Origin of the sequence: Mycoplasmopsis citelli, assembly GCF_900660645.1 — a bacterium.
In the GTDB taxonomy this organism is placed as follows: domain Bacteria; phylum Bacillota_I; class Bacilli_A; order Mycoplasmatales; family Metamycoplasmataceae; genus Mycoplasmopsis; species Mycoplasmopsis citelli.
Window position 1 is genome coordinate 455,294 of sequence record NZ_LR215036.1, and the last position, 21,207, is coordinate 476,500.

Genomic DNA, 21,207 nt, shown 5'->3' on the forward strand with positions numbered 1-21,207 from the left:
TTATGACATTTTGTTTTGTTTTTCTGGGTAAACTGAAACAAATTTTCTGTTTCTTCTGCTTTCGTATTTTACATAACCAGTAATTTTGGTAAATAAGGTATCGTCTCCTCCACGTCCAACATTTACTCCTGGGAAAATTTTTGTCCCTCTTTGACGATAAATTATTGAACCTGCAGTTGCAAATTGTCCATCACCTAACTTAGCACCTAATCTCTTACTATGACTATCACGGCCATTCTTAGTCGAACCACCGGCTTTTGTTTTTGCCATTTTCTAAGACCTATCCTTTAATTGAAGTAATTTTAATACGTGTATATGGTTGACGGTGTCCAAGTTTTCTTTTGTGAGTGGATTTTGCATTGTGACGATACACCACGATTTTTTTAGCTTTACCTTGTTTTTCGATTACACCTTCTACAATAGCATTTTGTACGTAAGGTTGACCAATTTTTGAATCTAGAAGTAACACTTTATCAAAAGTTACTGTAGTTCCTTCTTCACCTTCAAGTTTTTCTACGAAGATGGTTTGACCTTCCTCAACTAATAATTGTTTACCACCTGTTTGAATAATTGCAATCATTTTGTGCAATACCTCCAAAGTTGGCTCGTCTTTAAGGTGGCTTATTAAGCACTTAAAACCTTTTTAGTACGGTTACTTGAGAGTAACATTACTAATTATATAATACTTTTAAATATTTAACTTTAAAAACTTATGTATTTATTTAGATTGTTTGTTCCTGATTTATCAACGTTTTTGGAATTGTCTCATTTATATGAATTGCTTTTGTCTTTAATTTCTCCGCTTACTGAAAATGATGATTTAATCAGTCCGACAATGGGTGCAACGGAGTTAATAAGTAATGGAATTGCACTAATAAGAGCTGCTATTGCAAATCCTGGAACAATGTTTGCATACTCTTTTTGAGAAACTTTAGTTAATTGATTAATTTTCATTTGCAACCTCCTTTCACTTTAGTAATAAGGTTTTTTGAAAATCTCTTTAAAAGTGGAAAAATAAAACAATAGTAGCTTGTTAAGCTACTATTGTTCAACATATTGGGTGTTGAATTTTCCAACTACTTCTTTAACAGGAATAAGCGAAATTCACGCATTAGGCTCAATTAATTTTAAATCACAAATAAGGTTTTTTGATTCAAGTAATAAAACTACTGTTTCAACTTTGTATTTGGTAGTGCCATCATATCCAGAGGTAAAATCAACAATTTGATAGCTATGTCAGTATTCGATTGCTTTAAAGTAGTTGATAATTTTTTCAATATCATTTGAAACAATGACCATCTTCATTTTTTTGTATTTTGGATAAATCAACGAAACTACTAAATTGCTAATTAAAATATACATAAAGGTGGATAATTCTCTAGCTCCAAAAATTGGAGGATAGTTTTTTTGATCTGAAGAAGCAATATTTGGTTGAACAAATCCTCAAATAACTAAAAATAAACTGGCAGTAATAATTCCGAATAAGCTTAATAATCCACCAATTGATTTTTTGGTTTTGGTAATAAAATAATAAGCAATAATATCAGTTCCTCCAGTTGAACCTCCGCCTTTTCAAGCAAGAGCAACTGAAATACCAACAAAAAAGGCTCCAATTGAACAATAAAGCAAAATTGGTCAGGTTCTTCCTTCGCTATATCATTGAATTTTCAGTAAAGCAATTTTATCAGTATAGCTAATGCTATCGATATTTTTATTATTCAATAATGAAGGATTAATATCAAGTCGTGCAAGTGCTTGTTGAACTGATGCTTTATCTTTAAAACTATCTATATCTAAAGTATCTGGAACTAAGTTAATTAAGGAAGTAATAAACTCATAAACTGCACTTTGGGTAAAAATTAAATTGGCTAGAATTTGTGAAATCATAAACGTTAAAGTTAAGTATAAAAAACTTTTTTTAACTTTGTTTCAAAAAATAATAAACAGTGGTAAATTGGCCCCTAAAAATATCAAAGCAAAATATGGTCTTAATTCTTTGATTAAAATTTGTAATAATGTAGGAACCCCAGTTCACCCTGAAGGAACAGTATCTCCCCTTGAAAGAAAAATTTGAATAGCAAAATTAAACACAAAAGCAGCAGCTAACACGAGCAATACTCTTCATCAATAGCGTTTAAAGATAATATCAAAAGTAAGTTTAACTTCCTTGTTATTAATTAAATATTCTCCCATTTTATAGTTTAACAACGTATTTTGGGAAGCTTGATCTATTACCTGTATTTGATTTTTGCTTAAAGACATAGGTAAAGGGTCTGTGTTGGTCTTTTTATCTAAGTTGTCCATAATATCCTTGGTTTAATTCCAATTATATTAAAAACTCATAAAAATTAAAAAAACTCTAAGATGATATGAACCCCTAAAGTTGGACAATAAAATCCAAAATTAAGGGGGTTCATTTTTATGAAACTAAGTTACGAAGATAAAATCAAAATATATCAATTACGTAAAAAAGGATTTACTGAAAAATCTTTAACAATAAAATTTAGAGTAAATCGTGCAATTATAAAATATATTGTCGCACTGATAAATCGTCACGGAATTGAAATTGTTAAAAAGACTAAAAATCAATATTATTCTCCACAAATAAAATTAGAAATGATTAATCAAGTTCTTCTTAAAGGACATTCTACAAGAGAAATTTCACTTCAATATGGATTACCTAATTGAGGAATTCTTTCAAATTGAATTATTCAATACAAGAAAAATGGGTATACTATTGTTGAAAAGAAAAAAGGAAGGCCATCAAAAATGGGACGTAAACCAAAGAAAACTTGAGAAAAATTAACACCACTTGAACGACTTGAAAAAGAGAACGAATATCTTAGAACTGAGGTGATTTTCCTAAAAAAGTTAAAAGGGATCCCGTTGGATCAAAAAGACTTACAGAATATAAAAGCCAAAAAGTTAAAGAAATGGTCGACGAAGGATTCTCATTAAAAATTTTATTAAAAATTGCTCAACTATCACGTTCAACTTATTATTATCATCTTAAAAAAATCAATTCAGCTGATAAAAATAAAAATTTTAAAGACGAAATTATATCTATATATAATGAACATAGAGGCAGTTATGGATATCGTCGTATTACTTTAGAACTCAAAAATCGTGGATATTTGGTAAATCATAAAAAAGTAAAAAGACTTATGAATTTGCTAAATTTAATTGGTGGAAATCGTAAGCGTAAAAAATATAAATCATACAAAGGCGAAGTGGGCAAAAAAGCTCCAAACCTTATTAATCGAGATTTTTATTCTAAAAAACCATTGCAAAAATGTTACACTGACATTACCGAATTTGCTTTAACTAGTCATTCTCAAAAACTTTATTTGTCAGCTATTTTAGATGGTTATAATAGCGAAATTATCAGTTTTACTATATCTCGCTCTCCAAATTTATTGCAAGTTGAAAAAATGCTTAAAAAGGCTTTCACAAAAGCTAAATATAGTGGAACAATTTTACACAGTGATCAAGGTTGACAATATCAACATAATAGTTATCACAAATTTTTAAATTCTAAAGAGATAAAAGCTTCAATGTCCCGAAAAGGTAATAGTCCAGATAATGGGATGATGGAATCATTTTTTGGAGTTTTAAAAACAGAAATGTTTTATGGCAAGGAACATACTTTTAAATCGCTTGAACAATTAGAAAAAGCTATTATCAATTACATTGATTACTACAATAACAAAAGAATTAAAGTTAGATTAAAAGGACTTAGCCCTGTCCAATACAGAACTAAGTTCCTTCAATAATTTTTTGTCTAACTTTTGGGGTTCATATCAGATTATTTTAGAGTTTTTTTATGAGTTGAAATTTTTCCTTTTCGACGTGAAATTAGTAGATTTTTGTTGCGACGAGTGATATTAATTTTATTATCTTTAAGAAGCTTGAGTTCTTTTTGGGTGGCATTTAACTCAACAATTAATTTATTTTCAAGTAAAGTAGCTTCTTGTTCTTCTTTGTTTTCTTTTATTAAATCAAAAATAGTTGAAATAATTAAATAAATTACCAAAAAGGCCATCCCTAAAATAATACATACATCAGCAAAATTAAAGGTACCTCGATCTGCAAACGGAAAGTAAAAAATATCTTTAACATTATTATCAAAAAGAAAACGATCAAGGGCATTTCCAAAAGCTCCAGAAGCAATAATTGCCAAGCAGCTAAAAAGAATTTTTTTCTCTGAAACACTAAATAAAGGCAACAATAATCCCAAAAGAGTTACAATTACACTAATAGCTTGTATTAATTCAAAATTAGGATTATTAACTAACGTTACTCCGTGATGTCAGACACTCCGAATCCCAATTATTCCTAAATTGATTCACTCTTTAGGATCTTTAGGAGCAATATCTGATGGTTTTAAAGCTCCTTTAAAAGGGGTTATAAAATTCCCGTTTCCATCTAATTCAAAAACACTTCCGTGATTAAAAAAGATTCTTTTAGTTGACTGATCAATTAATAGTAGGCTAATAAAAATAATTAAAAAAACAATGTAATTAATGAAAATAACTTTTTTATTGGTTTTTAGATTATTTAAAAATTTATCGTAATATTTTTTAAAGTTCATTTTTAAATCCTAAAGATTCAATAATTTCATCACAGCAAAGACAAAGGTCATTTTTAACTTGATCTAAATGAAAATGATTTCAACATCTTTGACACTTAATTGAGTTAAATTTTTCAACCTTAAGTTCATCACCAAAAGCAATATCACCAACTTGTAAAAGCATTTTTAAATCAAGATTTTTAAGAAAATCACTAACATCACTTGATAAGGTTACCATTAGTTCATTTGACCGCTTAACTACTTGATTTTGAATTGCTTGTTCAATTAAAACATTAACCTGATCTTTTAAAGTGAATAATTCTTCAAATTGCACCAAAATTTGTGTGTTTACATCTGTTTCTTTCTTATAAAATCTCTCAAAAAATACTGATGTTTGTTTATTTTGTTTTTCAAAAAACTCATAAGCTTCTTCAGCAGTAGTTGGTAAAATTGGAGCTAATGAAACAATTAAAAATTCAGCAATTTGGTATAAATTATGAAGGACCATTAATCTTTGTGGATCATCTTCTTTTTTTACATATAAAATATCTTTAATAATTGAAAGGTAAAATGCCGATAATTCCACAACATAATTATTAATTAACTTAATAACATTAATAAATTTAAATTCATCATAAGCACTAATAACTTTATTTTTGACATCTTTAAGTTGTTCGCTGATATATAAATGAATCCCTTCAAGTTTTGTATTCTCTTTGAATACATATCCTTGGAGATTAGCAAGTAAAAATCTAATAGTGTTTCTTAATTTACGGTAAATTTCACTATTTTGATTTAAGATGTCCTTAGAAATTGATACATCATTAGAATATTCACTATTGGCAACTCATAAACGTAAAATATCAGCTCCTCATTGAGTTACTACCTCCATTGGTGAAATAACATTTCCTTTGGATTTAGACATTTTATCACCCTTAGTATCTAAGACAAATCCATGCGAAACTAAGTTTTTAAATGGAGTTTTTCCATTTCAAGCAACTGCATTAATAATTGAAGAATTAAATCATCCGCGATATTGATCACTTCCTTCTAAATATAAATCATATGGTGTTTCTTGATTATCAATATTAACAGCAAGTGAAGAAACTCCTGAATCAAATCAAACATCCATAATATCCATTTCTCTAGTAAAATTTTTACCTTGATATTCCGCAGGTAAAAGTTGTTCAGTAGTTCAATTAAATCACACATCGGTTCCGTGTTGTTTAACTAAGTTAATTACGTGATCGAATAATTTTTCATCAAGTACTGGATTTTTGTCTGCATCATAAAAAATAGTAATTGGCACCCCTCAAGATCTTTGACGAGAAATAGTTCAATCAAAGCGATTTTCAATCATGTTTAATAAACGTTTTTTTCCTCATTCCGGATATGAAGTGACTTGAGTTTGAATTTGCTCTAAGATTTGATCTTTGATTTTGTTAATTGAAACAAACCATTGTGGAGTCCCGCGGAAAATAATTGGTTTATGAGTGCGTCAATCGTGTGGATATGAGTGTTTAAGTGGTGCATAAGCAAGCATTTTATCTTGTAAAAATGTAGATATTGGTTTATTTGCATCGTGATAAAACATTCCATCAAATTCAGTGCCAGTATTTTCAATATGACCATCATCTGAAATGTGCATAATCATATTTAAATTAAATTTTTTTCCAATTAAAAAGTCATCTTCTCCAAATAAAGGAGCAATATGAACCATTCCAGTTCCTATATCAACTCCAACGTGATGTCCTAAAACTAAGGGAGCAATTTCTCCTAAAATTGGAGTTTTATATTTAACATTGGTAATTTCTTTTCCTAAAAATGAGGTTAAAACTTGATAGTTTTGTCATTTTAATGCTGAAGCAACTTTATCTAAAAGTGTGCTTGCAACTACATATTTGTTATTATTAACTAATACTTTGACATATTCTATATTTTCACCTAAAGCCACAGCTGCATTAGCTAATAATGTTCAAGGAGTGGTGGTTCAAATAATAACATAATCGCCAACATTTAATTTATCAAAATCTGAAGCAACAATTTCAAAAGCTACATAAATTGACGGAGAAACAACATCTTGATATTCAACTTCAGCTTCAGCTAAAGCACTTTGAGAAGACGGAGACCAATATACGGGTTTTAACCCTTTATATACCAATCCATCCATAACCATTTTTTTAAATAATTGAAGTTGTTTGGCTTCATAACTTTTATCTAAAGTAACATAAATATCTTCTAAATCACTAAAGAGTGAAAGTTGTTTAAATTGTTCTTTTTGAATTTGGACTTGCTCAAGGGCATATTCAGCAGCTTTTTGACGAAGTTGACCTTTAGTTAGCTCAGTGTGATTTAAATTTGCATCAGTAAGCATTTTATGTTCAATTGGAAGCCCGTGTGTATCTCAACCCACAATAAATGGAGAATAAAATCCACTCATTGATTTATAACGAACTACAATATCTTTTAAAATCTTATTTAACGCATGTCCTAAATGTAAGTTCCCATTAGCATATGGTGGCCCATCATGGACAATAAAAGGAGTATTTCCTTTGTTTAATTTAAGCAACTTTTGATACACTTGTTGATCAATTCATTTTTGGCGGTATTTAGGTTCTTTAGCAGTTAAATTAGCTCTCATTTCAAAAGCAGTTTTAGGCATATTTAAAGTTTTTTTATAATCAATCATAAGAAAAATCTCCTACTTTCCATTATATTTATTTAAACACTCTGTTGGTGAGTTTTGAATTTGTTCAGTACGAACATAATGCGTATGTTGAATTGGAATAGGTTTAAAACCTTCGATGTAAAAAGTTTTTGGATAATTAATTATTTCTGGCAATCCATTCTTAGTTCAAATCGTTTTAATTTCGGCACTATCACTTAAAACATTTTGCACTACCGAAATAATCTTTGAATGATAAGTATTTCCTTGCTTATCAGTAAAGTTATTACCTTGGATAAATCCTAAGCAATCAAGTGTTTCAGCGGTGTAATTATTCAAATTTAGATCTTTGCTTGGCGTATAAATTAATGGTCGAATTTGAGCATATGGATCATTTTGTAATGCTTTGGCAATTTGCTCTTCAATTTCAATTCGTTTGTTTTGAGTACATGAAACTAAAATAAGCGAGGAAATTGGAATAATTGTACTATTAAAAAATAGTAGTTTTTTTCAATTTTTTGTCATTTTCCTCCCTTATTTATTAATTTTATTTTAAATTATACTAAAAAAGAAAAATCCTCTTTTTTATTTACTAGTTAATAGCAAGCAAAAAAGAGGATTTTTTATGGTGGCCCCGGCAGGAATCGAACCAGCGACACACAGAGCTTCAATCTGTTGCTCTACCAACTGAGCTACAGGGCCATAAAATGGCGGTCCAGACGGGGATCGAACCCGCGTTCTCCTCCGTGACAGGGAGGCGTATTAACCACTTTACCACTGGACCGTATTGGTTGCGGAGACAGGACTCGAACCTGTGGCCTTCGGGTTATGAGCCCGACGAGCTACCAACTGCTCCACTCCGCTATAATAAATTTATAAAGAACTTTTTTTAATGGCGGGTGATGAGGGATTCGAACCCCCGCGGGCCGTGAAGCCCCTGCTAGTTTTCAAGACTAGTCCCTTCAGCCAGACTTGGGTAATCACCCACTTGGTGGACCCAACAGGACTCGAACCTGTAACCGACCGGTTATGAGCCGGTTGCTCTAACCATTGAGCTATAGGTCCAAAAGACCGAGTTGGTTATTTTGGTAGCACCGAAGAGAGTCGAACTCTTGACCTTCCGGGTATGAACCGGATGCTCTAACCAACTGAGCTACAGTGCCATAAAAATGGTGGAGAGTATGGGATTCGAACCCACCACCTCCTGCGTGCAAGGCAGGCGCTCTAGCCAAATGAGCTAACCCCCCATAAAAATGGTGAAGAAGACAGGATTTGAACCTGCGACCACTACGTCCCAAACGTAGCGCTCTGCCAAGCTGAGCTACTTCTCCACTTATTCACTTAATAAGTGCATATTTATTATATCTAAAAATTGTATTTTACAAAATATTTTTAACAAAATTATTATGTATGTCAGCTTGTTATGAAATTATAACATAAAAGAAAAAATATCTTTTTATTCTTTCTAATTTCATTTAAAAATATGAGTTTCTTTATGTTGGTTTATAATTTCCAACATTAAAACTCATGTTTTGGTTTTGATATTAACTCCAAAAGTTAGACAAAAAATCCAAAATTAAGGATTCCATATCACATTTACAAACAAAATAATGAGTAAAGTAAATATCATTAATATCAACTTTTGTTTTGAAACTATATTTAGTTTATACTATTTTGATATATTAGGAAATTAACTAAATGTTTTTTGAATAAAAAATTTTCTAAATTTTATTGCATAAAATTTGATTATTGCTAACAAGTTAGCTCTATTGTAATTTTAATATGAAAAAATTGAATATATTATATTCGGAATTGTGAAAATTAATATGATCAATTACAAGCTTTCTTTTCAAATACAATAACGATGAATATGTTCTTTTGCTTAATAAATTTGTGAATGGTATAAAAAAGCAAGTTCAGTATGCTTTAGTTAAATTAGAGTTTTTTAATACTAATAATTTATCTAAAAAACTAATTTGTAAAGCAAACCCAGCAAAATTAATAGCTAATAAAGCTAAAATTATAGAAATAAGAAAATTTTTCAATGTTTACTATCAAAGTAATTTAGAGGATTTTTTAAAAGAATTTACAAAAGAATTTGCCAAACAAATACCCAATAAGATCAATAGAAAAACTACAAAAGTCGAAAAAAGAGCTAAAATATTATCAAGATACCCTGATAAATCAAAAGATATTAATTGTATCTATTGCTATGGGTTATATAGAAATCCCAAAGGTAGAGCAAGAAATTCGTATAATTCATGAAAAGCAGAAATTTTAAGAAGAGAATTATATGAAAAGTTTAAAGGTGACTCAACTATAAGCTTTCTTTTTTCATGCAAAAAAGAACGCGAAAAAGGTAACGAGGAAATAATAACAAACTTTGCAAAAAGAGCAAAAAATAGTACTTAAAACAATCAAGTACAAAAATGAAGAAAACTTTCTTGATTGTTTTGACATATTTAATTAAAATAAAAAATGAATAAAATTATAAATTAGTAATAATCCAATTACTTAAAGAAAAATACATTCTCTTTCCTAGAAATTTTATTCACCTATAAAAATAATGTATTAATAACTGTTTTACTTATTGATCTTCTTAATTTTTAATCAATGCTTTAAGTTTGAATAAAAATTCATATAATTATTTTGTTTATAAGCATAATATTAAAATTAACATTATTATCTTTAGATAATTAAAGAAATAAGAATTAAAATCAGAACTTTTGTCAGTTCTGATTTTTCTTCATTATTTTTATTGTGATTCAACAGGTTTTGTTTTTTGATATAACGGATTGTTAGCCAATAAAAAAACGTTGGTTTCTTTGAATTTTAATTTACCATGAATTTTTACTTCAGAGTCTTTTGGAACTAAAAGACCTTGATAAAAAACTATTGTTTTTTTATCTAAAAAATCTCATCATATACGTTTTGGAGTTAGGTCTAAGTCAGCATGACCTCGATTAAAATTAAAATCAAATTCTTTATCATCAATAAGAGCTAAGTTTATTTGAGATGAATTAGGATTTGGCATTTTTACTAACTTAGCCGGATTATTTAATGGTGTGTTTGGTCTGTGTATTGTTCGTTGCACTACAAGGTTATATTTTTTGAATAATTCATTTAAATTTTGACCATTTAAATAATTTGTTTCAAAATTCTTAATTACCTTATCTTGATTTAAATTAAAGTCTTTTTCTAAATTATTTATTTGAAAAGGAGCCATGACATATTTAACAAATTCACCATAGTTTTTGATGATTTTTACTTTAGAATCGGCTTTAGAATCTAGAGGTAATTCACTTATATAAGTATCAATTTTATTTTTTAGAATTAAATTTTTGGTATTAAAAAATCCTTGTTTTCTTTGAATATTATTAATTAAAAAATCAATCGAATTCAATTGATAATTTTGAGTAAAGAAGTCTTTTTCTTTATAATGATACTGGTTATATAAACTAATTAATAATTGATTGTTTTCATCTTTGGTTGTTTTTCTAAAATTAAGTTGTTTGTATTTTGGAAATACAATGACATTAAAAACACTTTTTTGAGGTTTAATATCTGTAGTTGTTTTATAAAGACCTTTGTCATTAATCTCAAAGGGTTGGATTACTTTAATATTTATATGATCTTTTTCTTCTTCTTTAAGAACATAATTTAAACTAACAAAGGAGCGATCGTCAACTGATTCTAAAATTCAAATATTATTTTTTTCTAAAACATCATTCAGATTTTGTCCATTTAGAAAATCATTTTCAAAGATTTTTTGAATTTCTTCATCTGAAAGAGTTTTAGGAAGTTTCAGTTTTTCATATATTGAATTAATTTTGCTAGTAATATAATGTGAAAAATCTTCTTTTGAAGTTATCAGTGCTTGAAAATCTTCTAGGAAATTAGAATGGCGAGGTTCATTTTTATTTAAAAAATATTCTGATAATTCGAGACTAAATTGATCAAAAATAATGCTACTATTAACTTTTATTCCTTGTTCTTGTTGTTTGAGTCTAATTAAATTCGTAAAATAAGGTGCTTTATATTCTACAGTTTCTAAATAATTTTCTTCAGTTAACGGTTTTAGTGAACAAGATGTACTTACTATCGTTAACAACACTCCTGAAAAACCGACTAAAATAGTTTTAAATAACTTAGTTTTTAATGACATATGTAAATACTCCTTATATTTTGAAAAACTTATTGATAAAAGAACAATTAGTTATTGAAAACTTTTACTCATATATTCGCATATTCACAAAAAATAAAAAAAGTAAAAAACGGTAAAACATTTAAAAAAGAACAAATATTAAATAGAGAAAATATGATTAAATTAACTCTTTGTTTATGAATATATAAAAATTATATTATTTTTAAAGTTTCATTTTTAAAAAATGTAAACTTTTTACTTATTAATTATTTAAAGTATGTTATTAATTGCTAAATTTTGCAATGATTAGCTCAAATGTAAACAATAAATTTACCTATTTGGTCTTTATGATTAATTTAAAATTAATTTATAGCAACAATAAAAAATGATATGAACCCCTAAAGTTGGACAATAAAATCCAAAATTAAGGGGTTCATTTTTATGAAATTAAGTTACGAAGACAAAATCAAAATATATCAATTACGTAAAAAAGAATTTACTGAAAAATCTTTAACAATAAAATTTAGAGTAAATCGTGCAATTATAAATTATATTGTCGCACTGATAAATCTTCACGGGATTGAAATTGTTAAAAAGACTAAAAATCAATATTATTCTCCACAACTAAAATTAGAAATGATTAATCAAGTTCTTCTTAGAGGACATTCTACAAGAGAAATTTCACTTCAATGTGGATTACCTAATTGAGGGATTCTTTCAAATTGAATTATTCAATACAAGAAAAATGGGTATACTATTGTTGAAAAGAAAAAAGGAAGGCCATCAAAAATGGGACGTAAACCAAAGAAAACTTGAGAAAAATTAACACCACTTGAACGACTTGAAAAAGAGAACGAATATCTTAGAACTGAGGTGATTTTCCTAAAAAAGTTAAAAGGGATCCCGTTGGATCAAAAAGACTTACAGAATATAAAAGCCAAAAAGTTAAAGAAATGGTCGACGAAGGATTCTCATTAAAAATTTTATTAAAAATTGCTCAACTATCACGTTCAACTTATTATTATCATCTTAAAAAATCAATTCAGCTGATAAAAATAAAAATTTTAAAGACGAAATTATATCTATATATAATGAACATAGAGGCAGTTATGGATATCGTCGTATTACTTTAGAACTCAAAAATCGTGGATATTTGGTAAATCATAAAAAAGTAAAAAGACTTATGAATTTGCTAAATTTAATTGGCGGAAATTGTAAGCGTAAAAAATATAAATCATACAAAGGCGAAGTGGGTGAAAAAGCTCCAAACCTTATTAATCGAGATTTTTATTCTAAAAAACCATTGCAAAAATGTTACACTGACATTACCGAATTTGCTTTACCTAGTCATTCTCAAAAACTTTATTTGTCAGCTATTTTAGATGGTTATAATAGCGAAATTATCAGTTTTACTATATCTCGCTCCCCAAATTTATTGCAAGTTGAAAAAATGCTTAAAAAGGCTTTCACAAAAGCTAAATATAGTGGAACAATTTTACACAGTGATCAAGGTTGACAATATCAACATAATAGTTATCACAAATTTTTAAATTTTAAAGAGATAAAAGCTTCAATGTCCCGAAAAGGTAATAGTCCAGATAATGGGATGATGGAATCATTTTTTGGAGTTTTAAAAACAGAAATGCTTTATGGCAAGGAACATACTTTTAAATCGCTTGAACAATTAGAAAAAGCTATTATCAATTACATTGATTACTACAATAACAAAAGAATTAAAGTTAAATTAAAAGGAACTTAGCCCTGTCCAATACAGAACTAAGTTCCTTCAATAATTTTTTGTCTAACTTTTGGGGTTCATATCATTTGATTTTTCTTTGTCATTTTTTATTATTGTTCAGCAGATTTTTTAACTTGATATAACGACTTGTTAGCTAATAAAAAATCGTTAGTTTCTTTAAAGTTTAATTTACCATGCATTTTAACTTGAGAACCTTTTGGTACTAAAAGACCTTGATAAAAAATTCTTGGTTTTTGAACTAAAGAATCATTTCATGTGTCATATGAGGAAATGAAATTAAAATTAAGCTCTCTATCATCAATAAAAGCTAAGTCTATTTGTGATGAATTAGAACTTGGCATTTTGATTAATTTAGTTGGTCTATTTGACGGTTTATTTGGTTTTTGAATTAATTGTTGCACAACAATATCGTGTGTTTTTAGTACTTCATTTAATTTTTGGCTATTTAAATAATTTACCTCAAAATCATTAGTAATTTCGTTAATAGCTAAAGAATGGTCTAATTTTTGAATTGGATTAATAATAAATTCATTAAACTCATTAGAGTTTTTTATGATATTTACCTTAGAATCTAAAGGTAATTCACTCACAGATTCATTAGTTAAATCTTTTAAAATGAAATTTTCTTTATTAAAAATTCCCTGTTTGTTTTGTATCTTTTTGATTCTTTGCGAAACTTCAGATCCTTCATAAAATCAGTTATAAAAGTTTTGTGGTTTGTAATGATACTGGCGTGATAATTCACTTGTTAATTGAATGTTTTCATTTTGGGTTGTTCTTTTAAATTCGATTCTTTTTCCTTTAGGAACTACAATGACACTAAAAACACTTTTTGGAGAATCAATATAGGTTTGTATAACTCTAAGATAAACGCTATCGTAATCATCAATTTTAGTTGGGTCAATTACTTGAATATTTATATGGTCTTTTTTCTCATCTTTGAGAAAATAGTCTAAATAAATAGGAGAGCGATCGTTAGATGATTCTAAAATTAGAATATTATTTTGCCTCAAGATACTATCAATACTTTGCCCGTTTAAAAAATCATTTTCAAAAATTTTTTGAATTTTTAAATCAGAAAGAGTTTTAGGAAGTTCGAGTTCTTTAATTTGATACAATGAATTGATTTTATTAGTAATATATTTTGAAAAATCCTCTTTTGAAGTTATTAATGCATGACCATCTTTTAAGAAACGAAAATGGTATTGATTTATTTTATATAAACTATCGCTAAATTGATCAAAGATAATACTATTATTAATTTTTATTCCTTGTTCTTCTTGTTTAAGTCTAAGTAAATTTATAAAATAAGGTCCTTTATCTAGCTGATTGTTATCTTGAGCATTTGGAGGAGTTATGTCTTTTCCTCTTTCAAGCAATGAATCTCCTAGTGTTTGATCATTTTTAGGGATTTTTATGCTTAATGAACAAGAAGTTGTTATTATCGATAACAATGGTGCAGAAAAACTAAATAAAAGAGTTTTAAATAGCTTAATTTTTAATGACATATGTAAATGCTCCTATATCAGGTACTGAATTGTTAAATAAAGCTGACTTATATTTTTTAACAATAATTCTATATTCACCATTTTCAGGAACTTTATATTCTAATAGTTCGTCATTAGAGCTTCATGAATCCGATCGTTCAACAGTTACTCAACCTTCATCTCTCTTATATTTTTGTAAATATAAATCATAATCAGAAAATTTTAATTCTTGTTGTCTCTTTAAAGCTTCTTTGTTTTTTAATCATTGAGCATTAAGATGTGTGTCGTATCAATTATTAGTTTCTCTTTTTTCTGCATTTAATCTATTTAATCTATCTTTTTCAACAACATTGGCTCTAACACCACCGATATGGTTAAAAAGTCATCATCTATTTGCATTATAATTATAATTCGTAGGAATGTTCTCATCATTTATAAGCAATCCGGCATTAAACATTCAAGAAAGTGAAGCTTTTATAGTTTGACCAGAAGAAACCTGAAATCTTTCAGATTCTTCAACTATTTCATCTTTTTTATCATTAAAATCTACACTAAATGTTTTCAAATTATTAGCTGCTTCTTTCATTTTTTCAAAATCAGGAATCCCAGCTCCATATTTATCACTAAAACCGTTTCGTTTCTTTGTTTGTGTTGTATCGTTAGTAGAAACTGCAGAAGCACTTAAAATACTTTTAATTGAAGGTACTCTGTAATTTTCTTCATTATCTAATGATGATTTAATTCTCAAAAGCGTTGAGGTAAGACCAGTAATAACAGGTGCGGCATAACTTGTGCCATGTCGAATTGTATTTCCAGTTTTTTTAAATTTATAACTACCGGGAGCAGCTATAAAAGGTTTAGCTAACCCACTTTCTGATTTATCGAGTTTATAATTTGAATAATAAGCTAATTTGTCATCTCTGACATCATTTCTATATACATCATCAAGAGCCCCAACAACAATAGAATTATATGATAATGCATATCAATTAATTCAACCATGTTCATTGTTATCTTTAAAGTCTTCTGTGTTATTGTTTTCATTTCCCGAAGCAAAAACATTAACAACTCCATATTTTCTTGAAAGATAATCAACTATATAACTTTCTTCTAAATAAAATCTTCTTTCTCAATCGTTTGTAGCTCCATAGCTATGATTGATAATTTTAACATTTTTATCTTTGATGAGTTCTTCTAATCTTGTTTGCCATAAACCATTTTTATCAAACTGAGAAAAATAAAGTTTTGAGTGAGTATCAATCCCTTCATCTCCGCTTGCAACAGAAGAAACAAAAGTTCCATGATCTTTGTGTTTCTTATATTCAGACCCTGTATAATTGTGTAAAACTTCTTCTCCATTGTACTTAAAATTATTAGTTTTAGATGAAAAAAATCTTCCATAAGCTTCTAAAACTCCTACTGAATATGGATAAACATCACTTGAATTTATGTCCCATTCTTTTTGTTTGGTGAAATTAACTGTTCTAAAAACATCATCTTTATTTAAAATGTCATATTGAGTTAAATCATCATCTGTATTGTAACCAAAATTATTTTCATACGGAGTAGAATAATTTAGTTCTTTTGAGGTATTAAAAAAGTTATTTTTATATACAATGAATTTAAAAATATTTTCTTTTGCTTGTAATTTTTTGACAAAATGTTCTCTATCTTTTTCATTATTAAAATAAAACCACACAATTGGTGTTTCTTTACTGATTATAAACTCTTTAAATTTTACTTTCTCTTGCTTAACTAAATTTACAAAATCTAGATTTTGGTGTTCGATATAAGCTGAATTTGATAACTCATTTAAATTATCATATTTGTGATTTAAAAGTAACTTTAATTCAAAGTCATTATTGCTGTCTATAGCTCTTGAATTGATAGATTTATTTTGAGAAAAGGATTCTCTAACTTCAAATTTTTCATTTTTGATACTATCATATCACTGTTTTTGAGTGCCTTGTTTATTTGCATAAACTCCTATACCTGAAACAACAACTCCTGCAGATAAAAGACCTGTTGTAGTAAGTAAGAATTTTACTTTTATTTTGATTTTCATTTTATACCACACATATTTCGAAAAAATTAATGATAAAAGCTCTATATTGATTAAAAGCTTTTATTTATATACATTTAAAGGCAAAATACTTAGCAAAAGCTATTAAATTTACTTTTGTTTTAAATCTATATAAAAATTATACTCTTTTATTAGGTTGTCAAATTGCTTTAATATTTTTTAAATAAAAAAATCTAAATTCTATGCTATATGGTTTGATGTTTTGTAATTATCAAAAGAAAAGCGTGTTTAATTTTCTCTATAAAACGGTATATTTAAATTTATATAATAAATTCACTTAAGGAATCTGTTATATCTGTTATTTTTTAGCAAAAATAATGTTAAATGTAGTGTGAGATAACTAAATAAATAAAAATAAAATCAGAACTTTTCATAGTTCTGATTTTTCTTCACTATTTTTATTATTCAACAGGTTTTTTGTCTTCATATAACGACTTGTTAGCTAATAAAAAGTCGTTAGTTTCTTTAAAGTTTAATTTACTATTAATTTTAACTTGAGAACCTTTTGGAACTAAAAGACCTTGATAAAAAATCCTTGGTTTTTGAGCTAAAGGACCCTTTCATGTATCATCTGAAACTTTAAAATTAAAATTAAATTCCCTTTCATCAATAAAAGCTAAGTTTATTTGCGATGCCGTAGAATTTAGCATTTTAATTAATTTAGCTGGTCTATTTGATGGTTTATTTGCTTTTTGAATTAATCGTTGCACGACAATATCGTGTGTTTTTAGTACTTCATTTAATTTTTGAGCATTTAAATAATTTTTTTCAAAATCATTAGTAATTTTATCAATAGTTAAAGGATGGTTTAATTTTTGAGCAACTTTTTGAATTGGAACAATAACAAATTCATTAAACTCATTAGCATTTTTTATGATATTTACCTTAGAAACTAAAGGTAATTCACTTAGTGAATCATTAGTTAAATCTTTTAAAATGAAATTTTCTTTATTAAAAATTCCTTGCTTGTTTTGTATCTTCATGATTATTTCTGAAATTTCAGATCTTTCATGAAATCAATCATAAAAATTTTCTGGTTTGTGAGCATATTGATTATATAAATCGCTAAATAATTGGTTGTTATCATCAGTGATTGTTTCTTTAAATTCAATTCTTTTTTCTTTAGGTACTATAATAACATTAAAAACGCTTTTTTCAGGTAAATCAAGTAAATGAGGAATTGCATGAAGACCACCTTTATGATCAATTTGGGATGGATTAATTACCCAAATGTTTATATGATCTTCTTTTTCTTCTTTGATAGCATATTTTAAACCAATAGGAGAGCGATCGTCAGTTGATTCTAAAACTAAAATGTTATTATTTTTCAAAATATCATCAATGTTTTGTCCGTTTAAAAAATCAGTTTCAAAGATTTTTTGAATTTCTGCATCAGATAGAGTTTTAGGGATTTGGAGTTTTTGGTAAAATAAATTAATTTTTTTAGTAATATAATTTGAAAAATCTTGTTTTGATTTTATTAATACTTTAAAATCTTCTATGAAATGATTAAATTCTTTTTCTTTTTGTTTTAAGTCTGAATGGCCAATGAATTGATCAAAAATAATACTATTATTGGTTTTTATTCCTTGTTCATCTTGTTTAAGTCTAAGTAAATTTATAAAATAAGGTATTTTATCATCAGCATATTCTGAGTAATTTCCTTTATTTGTTTCTCTACCTAGCGTACAAGATACAGTTATTAGCGGCAATAAGGGTGTAGAAAAACCAACTAAAATATTTTTAAATAACTTTGATTTTAATGACATAGGTAAACACTCCTTTATTTTTTGTAAATTCAATTATAAAAGCTTTAATTTTTAATCATATTCTTTTTTACGATTTTTACATCACTATGAAAATTAGTTCTTGTAATTATTATCAGAAAATGTGTTTAATTATCCTTGTAAAAAATAAGTGGATGCATTGAGTATTTAAAAAAATTAAAACACTAACTGAATAAATTTAAATGGTCATTTAAATTTATTCCTTTGTATATTATTTTTCTTCAACTTCGCCATCGATTTCAAAATCATCAACTTTTTCTACTTGATATAACGGCTTGCTAGCTAATAAAAAATCACTGGTTTCTTTAAAGCTTAACTCGCCATGTATTTTGACCTGCGAACCTTTTGGAACTAACAGTCCCTGATAAAAAATTCTTGGTTTTTCAGAAAAAGAATCATTTCATTTGTCATCGTGAGATTCAAAATCAAAATTAAGTTTTCTTTCATCAATAAAAGCTAAGTCTATTTGCGTTCCAGTAGAACTTGGCATTTTAACTAATTTAGCTGGCCTATTTGATGGTTTATTTGGTTTTTTGATAAATCGTTGTATAACAATGTCATATTTTTCAAATATTTCCTTTAAAGTTGGGCGACCTGAAAAGATTGATCTAAAATCCTTAGTAATTGAATCTTCATGTAAAATATTATCCTTATCCGGAACATCTTTTTGAAAAGGAGCTACAAGAAATTCAATAAAATCATCAGGGTCTTTAATAATATGTAGTTTAGAATCGGTTTTAGAATCTAAAGGTAATTTACTGATGTAATCGTCAGTTAAATTTTTAAGAATGAACCTTTCTTTATTAAAAATTCTTTGTTTCTTTTGTATTCTTTTAATTCTTTGATCAATTAAAGTCCCTTCATGAAATCAGTCATAAAAGTTTTCTGGTTTATAAGGATATTGACTATATAAATCGCTTAATATTTGATTATTTTCATCAGTAATTGTTCTTTTGAATTCAAATATTTTGTCTTTAGGAAGTAAAATAACACTAAAAACGTTTTTTAAATACGAAATTGGAAATGCTCCAATAAATTTTTCTTCTTGTTTTCTTTTAGATGGATTAATTGCTAAAATATTTACACGATTTTCTTTCTCTTCTTTGATAGCGTAATCTAAAGCAATAGGAGAATGATCATTAATTGATTCTAAAATTAAAATATCATTTTTTCTCAAAACAACATTAAGGCCTTGTCCACCTAAAAAATCATTTTCAAAGATTTTTTTAATTTCTTCATCAGATAGAGTTTTAGGGAGTTTAAATTCTTCATATAATGAATTAATTTTTTTAGTAATTTTATTGAAAAAACTTTCTTTTGAATATATCCATGTATAAGGTCCATCTAGAAAACGATAAGAAAGTCTTTCTTTTGATGAAGATAAGCTTTTGCCAAATTGATCAAAGATAATACTATTATTGCTTTTTATTCCCTGTTCATCTTGTTTAATTCTAAGTAAATTTGTAAAATAAACTTCTTTTTCATCTAAATTTTTTAAATAATCTTCTCTACTTAATGAGCAAGATGCAGTTATTATTGGTAATAATGGTACAGAAAAACTAACTAAAAGAGTTTTTAATAACTTTGTTTTTAGTGCCATATGTAAATTCTCCTTTTTTCAGATACTCAATTGTTAAATAATTGAATAAATTTTTGTCAGAAAAATAAAATAAACCTCTTAATTGGTTTAATTATAGCAAAATTAAAATGATATAACCCCAAAAGTAGAAACTGAAAATGTAAACTTAAGGTTTTATATCATTATGTTATTTTTTTGCTATTAATTATTACTGTTTTCTAATTTTAAATTCAGTTTTTATAAAGTAATCTCCCTGTCCAAAATCATATACTTGTTCAAGACTTAATCTATTTTTTTCTGTTTCTGTAAATTTAGCATAAAATTTCATTTTTCCATCTTTTTGTTCAAATTTAACAATGTCTGCCATTTTTCTTTTACTATCATAAAAAACCTCGGCTTTAACAAAAGTTACTTCATTATTAACTACAGCTCATTTTTTATATAATTGTTCAACTGTTTCAACAGATTCAATAATTGGTTCTTCAGTGACTTTAGAACGAAATGTTTCTCCCTCTAAATTAACTGTAATATTTTCATATATTTTGCCAACGGGTTTTTTGGGTTTAGGTGTTGTAGAAACTGGATTTTGATTTGAAATAGTAGCTTTATTAGGTTTTGAATTTTTATTTTCTTTAGGTTTTGTTTGAGTTTGATTAGTAGCAGAAGATGTAGATTTTGGTGCATTATTTTGTGGTTTTATTGGTGGTTTTTGTTTATTTTTCTCTGATTTTACTGCGTTATTAACTTTTGGAGTTTCTTTTTTAGAATCTTCAGAAAGTTTTGGATTATCGTTTTTTTGAATTTTTGAAGCAGGTTCTAATTTTAAAAGAGGAGATGTTTTTAAATCTTTAGCAGAATTATCAATTTCTTTTTCTTTTTTAATATCTTTAGAATTGCTATTTTCAGGTGCTATTTTTATCCCTGAAGTATTAGTTGTTGAATCACTTGTTTGACTTTGATTTGGTTGAGATGGACCTTTTGGTTTTTGGTCACTTAAATCTTGCGAAACTTTACCATCATCAGGTTCTTTTTCAGAAATAGAGCAAGATATCCCAGTTATTACTAAAATAGCAGGAGATGCTAAAATCCCTAAGTGTTTAAATATGTTTTTAGTTTTCATAGTACGCTAATTA

At 27.2% G+C, this 21,207-nt stretch carries 15 protein-coding genes, 8 tRNA genes and 1 pseudogene; 3 read left to right on the forward strand and 21 right to left on the reverse strand.

The genetic code is table 4. The annotated features are described in order from the left end of the window. From rpmA to EXC58_RS01430, 4 genes are all read right to left on the reverse strand, one after another. A complete protein-coding gene (rpmA, locus tag EXC58_RS01415; protein ID WP_129725283.1) occupies window positions 1-270 on the reverse strand; it encodes a 50S ribosomal protein L27 in 270 nt (89 codons plus the stop codon). Window positions 271-280: 10 nt separating this feature from the next. Beyond that, on the reverse strand, window positions 281-580 hold the full coding sequence (rplU, locus tag EXC58_RS01420) for a 50S ribosomal protein L21 (RefSeq protein ID WP_129725284.1): 300 nt from the start codon (window positions 578-580) through the stop codon (window positions 281-283). Window positions 581-702: 122 nt separating this feature from the next. Beyond that, a complete protein-coding gene (locus EXC58_RS01425) occupies window positions 703-954 on the reverse strand; it encodes a hypothetical protein (protein ID WP_223211615.1) in 252 nt (83 codons plus the stop codon). A gap of 87 nt (window positions 955-1,041) precedes the next feature. Then, a complete protein-coding gene (locus EXC58_RS01430; protein ID WP_129725285.1) occupies window positions 1,042-2,304 on the reverse strand; it encodes a YitT family protein in 1,263 nt (420 codons plus the stop codon). Between the two features lie 117 nt (window positions 2,305-2,421). Between EXC58_RS01430 and EXC58_RS01435 the strand changes: the two genes are divergently transcribed. Beyond that, window positions 2,422-3,773, forward strand: a protein-coding gene (locus tag EXC58_RS01435) for an IS3 family transposase (protein ID WP_129725157.1) whose coding sequence is annotated in 2 segments (ribosomal slippage) — window positions 2,422-2,863 and window positions 2,863-3,773 — 1,353 coding nt in all. Because the reading frame shifts where the segments join, the coding sequence is not laid out codon by codon here. 32 nt (window positions 3,774-3,805) lie between these two features. On the opposite strand, the gene EXC58_RS01440 is transcribed toward EXC58_RS01435, so the two are convergent. The 11 genes from EXC58_RS01440 to EXC58_RS01490 all read right to left on the reverse strand — a co-directional run bounded on the left by EXC58_RS01440 (window position 3,806) and on the right by EXC58_RS01490 (window position 8,566). Beyond that, window positions 3,806-4,591, reverse strand: coding sequence for a signal peptidase II (locus tag EXC58_RS01440; protein ID WP_129725286.1), 786 nt, complete (start codon window positions 4,589-4,591; stop codon window positions 3,806-3,808). Further along, window positions 4,581-7,256: an isoleucine--tRNA ligase gene (gene ileS, locus EXC58_RS01445; protein WP_220096559.1), complete on the reverse strand. Its 2,676-nt coding sequence runs from the start codon at window positions 7,254-7,256 to the stop codon at window positions 4,581-4,583. Before ileS ends, EXC58_RS01440 begins: the two co-directional genes overlap by 11 nt. A gap of 15 nt (window positions 7,257-7,271) precedes the next feature. Beyond that, the gene (locus tag EXC58_RS01450) at window positions 7,272-7,760 is read right to left on the reverse strand and encodes a hypothetical protein (RefSeq protein ID WP_129725288.1); all 489 of its coding nucleotides are present in this window, start codon (window positions 7,758-7,760) and stop codon (window positions 7,272-7,274) included. Between the two features lie 101 nt (window positions 7,761-7,861). Then, window positions 7,862-7,937 (reverse strand) — tRNA-Phe (locus EXC58_RS01455). 6 nt (window positions 7,938-7,943) lie between these two features. Then, a tRNA-Asp gene (locus tag EXC58_RS01460) sits at window positions 7,944-8,019 on the reverse strand. A gap of 4 nt (window positions 8,020-8,023) precedes the next feature. Beyond that, a tRNA-Met gene (locus EXC58_RS01465) sits at window positions 8,024-8,099 on the reverse strand. Window positions 8,100-8,128: 29 nt separating this feature from the next. Beyond that, a tRNA-Ser gene (locus EXC58_RS01470) sits at window positions 8,129-8,221 on the reverse strand. 3 nt (window positions 8,222-8,224) lie between these two features. Beyond that, window positions 8,225-8,300, reverse strand: a tRNA-Ile gene (locus EXC58_RS01475). Window positions 8,301-8,321: 21 nt separating this feature from the next. Next, a tRNA-Met gene (locus EXC58_RS01480) sits at window positions 8,322-8,398 on the reverse strand. A 7-nt stretch (window positions 8,399-8,405) separates the two neighbouring features. Beyond that, window positions 8,406-8,482 (reverse strand) — tRNA-Ala (locus EXC58_RS01485). A gap of 7 nt (window positions 8,483-8,489) precedes the next feature. Beyond that, window positions 8,490-8,566, reverse strand: a tRNA-Pro gene (locus EXC58_RS01490). A gap of 451 nt (window positions 8,567-9,017) precedes the next feature. On the opposite strand from EXC58_RS01490, the gene EXC58_RS01495 reads away from it, so the two are divergent. Next, window positions 9,018-9,647, forward strand: coding sequence for a DUF6037 family protein (locus tag EXC58_RS01495; RefSeq protein ID WP_220096554.1), 630 nt, complete (start codon window positions 9,018-9,020; stop codon window positions 9,645-9,647). Window positions 9,648-9,990: 343 nt separating this feature from the next. Here the strand turns inward: EXC58_RS01495 and EXC58_RS01500 are convergent, their stop codons facing one another. Further along, complete coding sequence (locus EXC58_RS01500) at window positions 9,991-11,400, reverse strand: hypothetical protein (RefSeq protein ID WP_129725290.1); 1,410 nt, start codon at window positions 11,398-11,400, stop codon at window positions 9,991-9,993. A gap of 420 nt (window positions 11,401-11,820) precedes the next feature. On the opposite strand from EXC58_RS01500, the pseudogene EXC58_RS01505 reads away from it, so the two are divergent. After that, window positions 11,821-13,172 (forward strand): annotated as a pseudogene (locus tag EXC58_RS01505) (IS3 family transposase). Between the two features lie 55 nt (window positions 13,173-13,227). Here the strand turns inward: EXC58_RS01505 and EXC58_RS01510 are convergent. From EXC58_RS01510 to EXC58_RS01530, 5 genes are all read right to left on the reverse strand, one after another. After that, window positions 13,228-14,646, reverse strand: coding sequence for a hypothetical protein (locus tag EXC58_RS01510; protein WP_129725291.1), 1,419 nt, complete (start codon window positions 14,644-14,646; stop codon window positions 13,228-13,230). Then, the gene (locus tag EXC58_RS01515) at window positions 14,630-16,690 is read right to left on the reverse strand and encodes a S8 family serine peptidase (RefSeq protein WP_129725292.1); all 2,061 of its coding nucleotides are present in this window, start codon (window positions 16,688-16,690) and stop codon (window positions 14,630-14,632) included. Before EXC58_RS01515 ends, EXC58_RS01510 begins: the two co-directional genes overlap by 17 nt. Before the next feature lie 419 nt (window positions 16,691-17,109). Beyond that, the gene (locus EXC58_RS01520) at window positions 17,110-18,477 is read right to left on the reverse strand and encodes a hypothetical protein (protein WP_129725293.1); all 1,368 of its coding nucleotides are present in this window, start codon (window positions 18,475-18,477) and stop codon (window positions 17,110-17,112) included. Between the two features lie 229 nt (window positions 18,478-18,706). Then, entirely contained in the window at window positions 18,707-20,095 is a 1,389-nt protein-coding gene (locus EXC58_RS01525; protein WP_129725294.1) for a hypothetical protein, read from the reverse strand. Between the two features lie 187 nt (window positions 20,096-20,282). Then, window positions 20,283-21,194: a hypothetical protein gene (locus EXC58_RS01530; RefSeq protein WP_129725295.1), complete on the reverse strand. Its 912-nt coding sequence runs from the start codon at window positions 21,192-21,194 to the stop codon at window positions 20,283-20,285. Window positions 21,195-21,207: the final 13 nt, after the last annotated feature.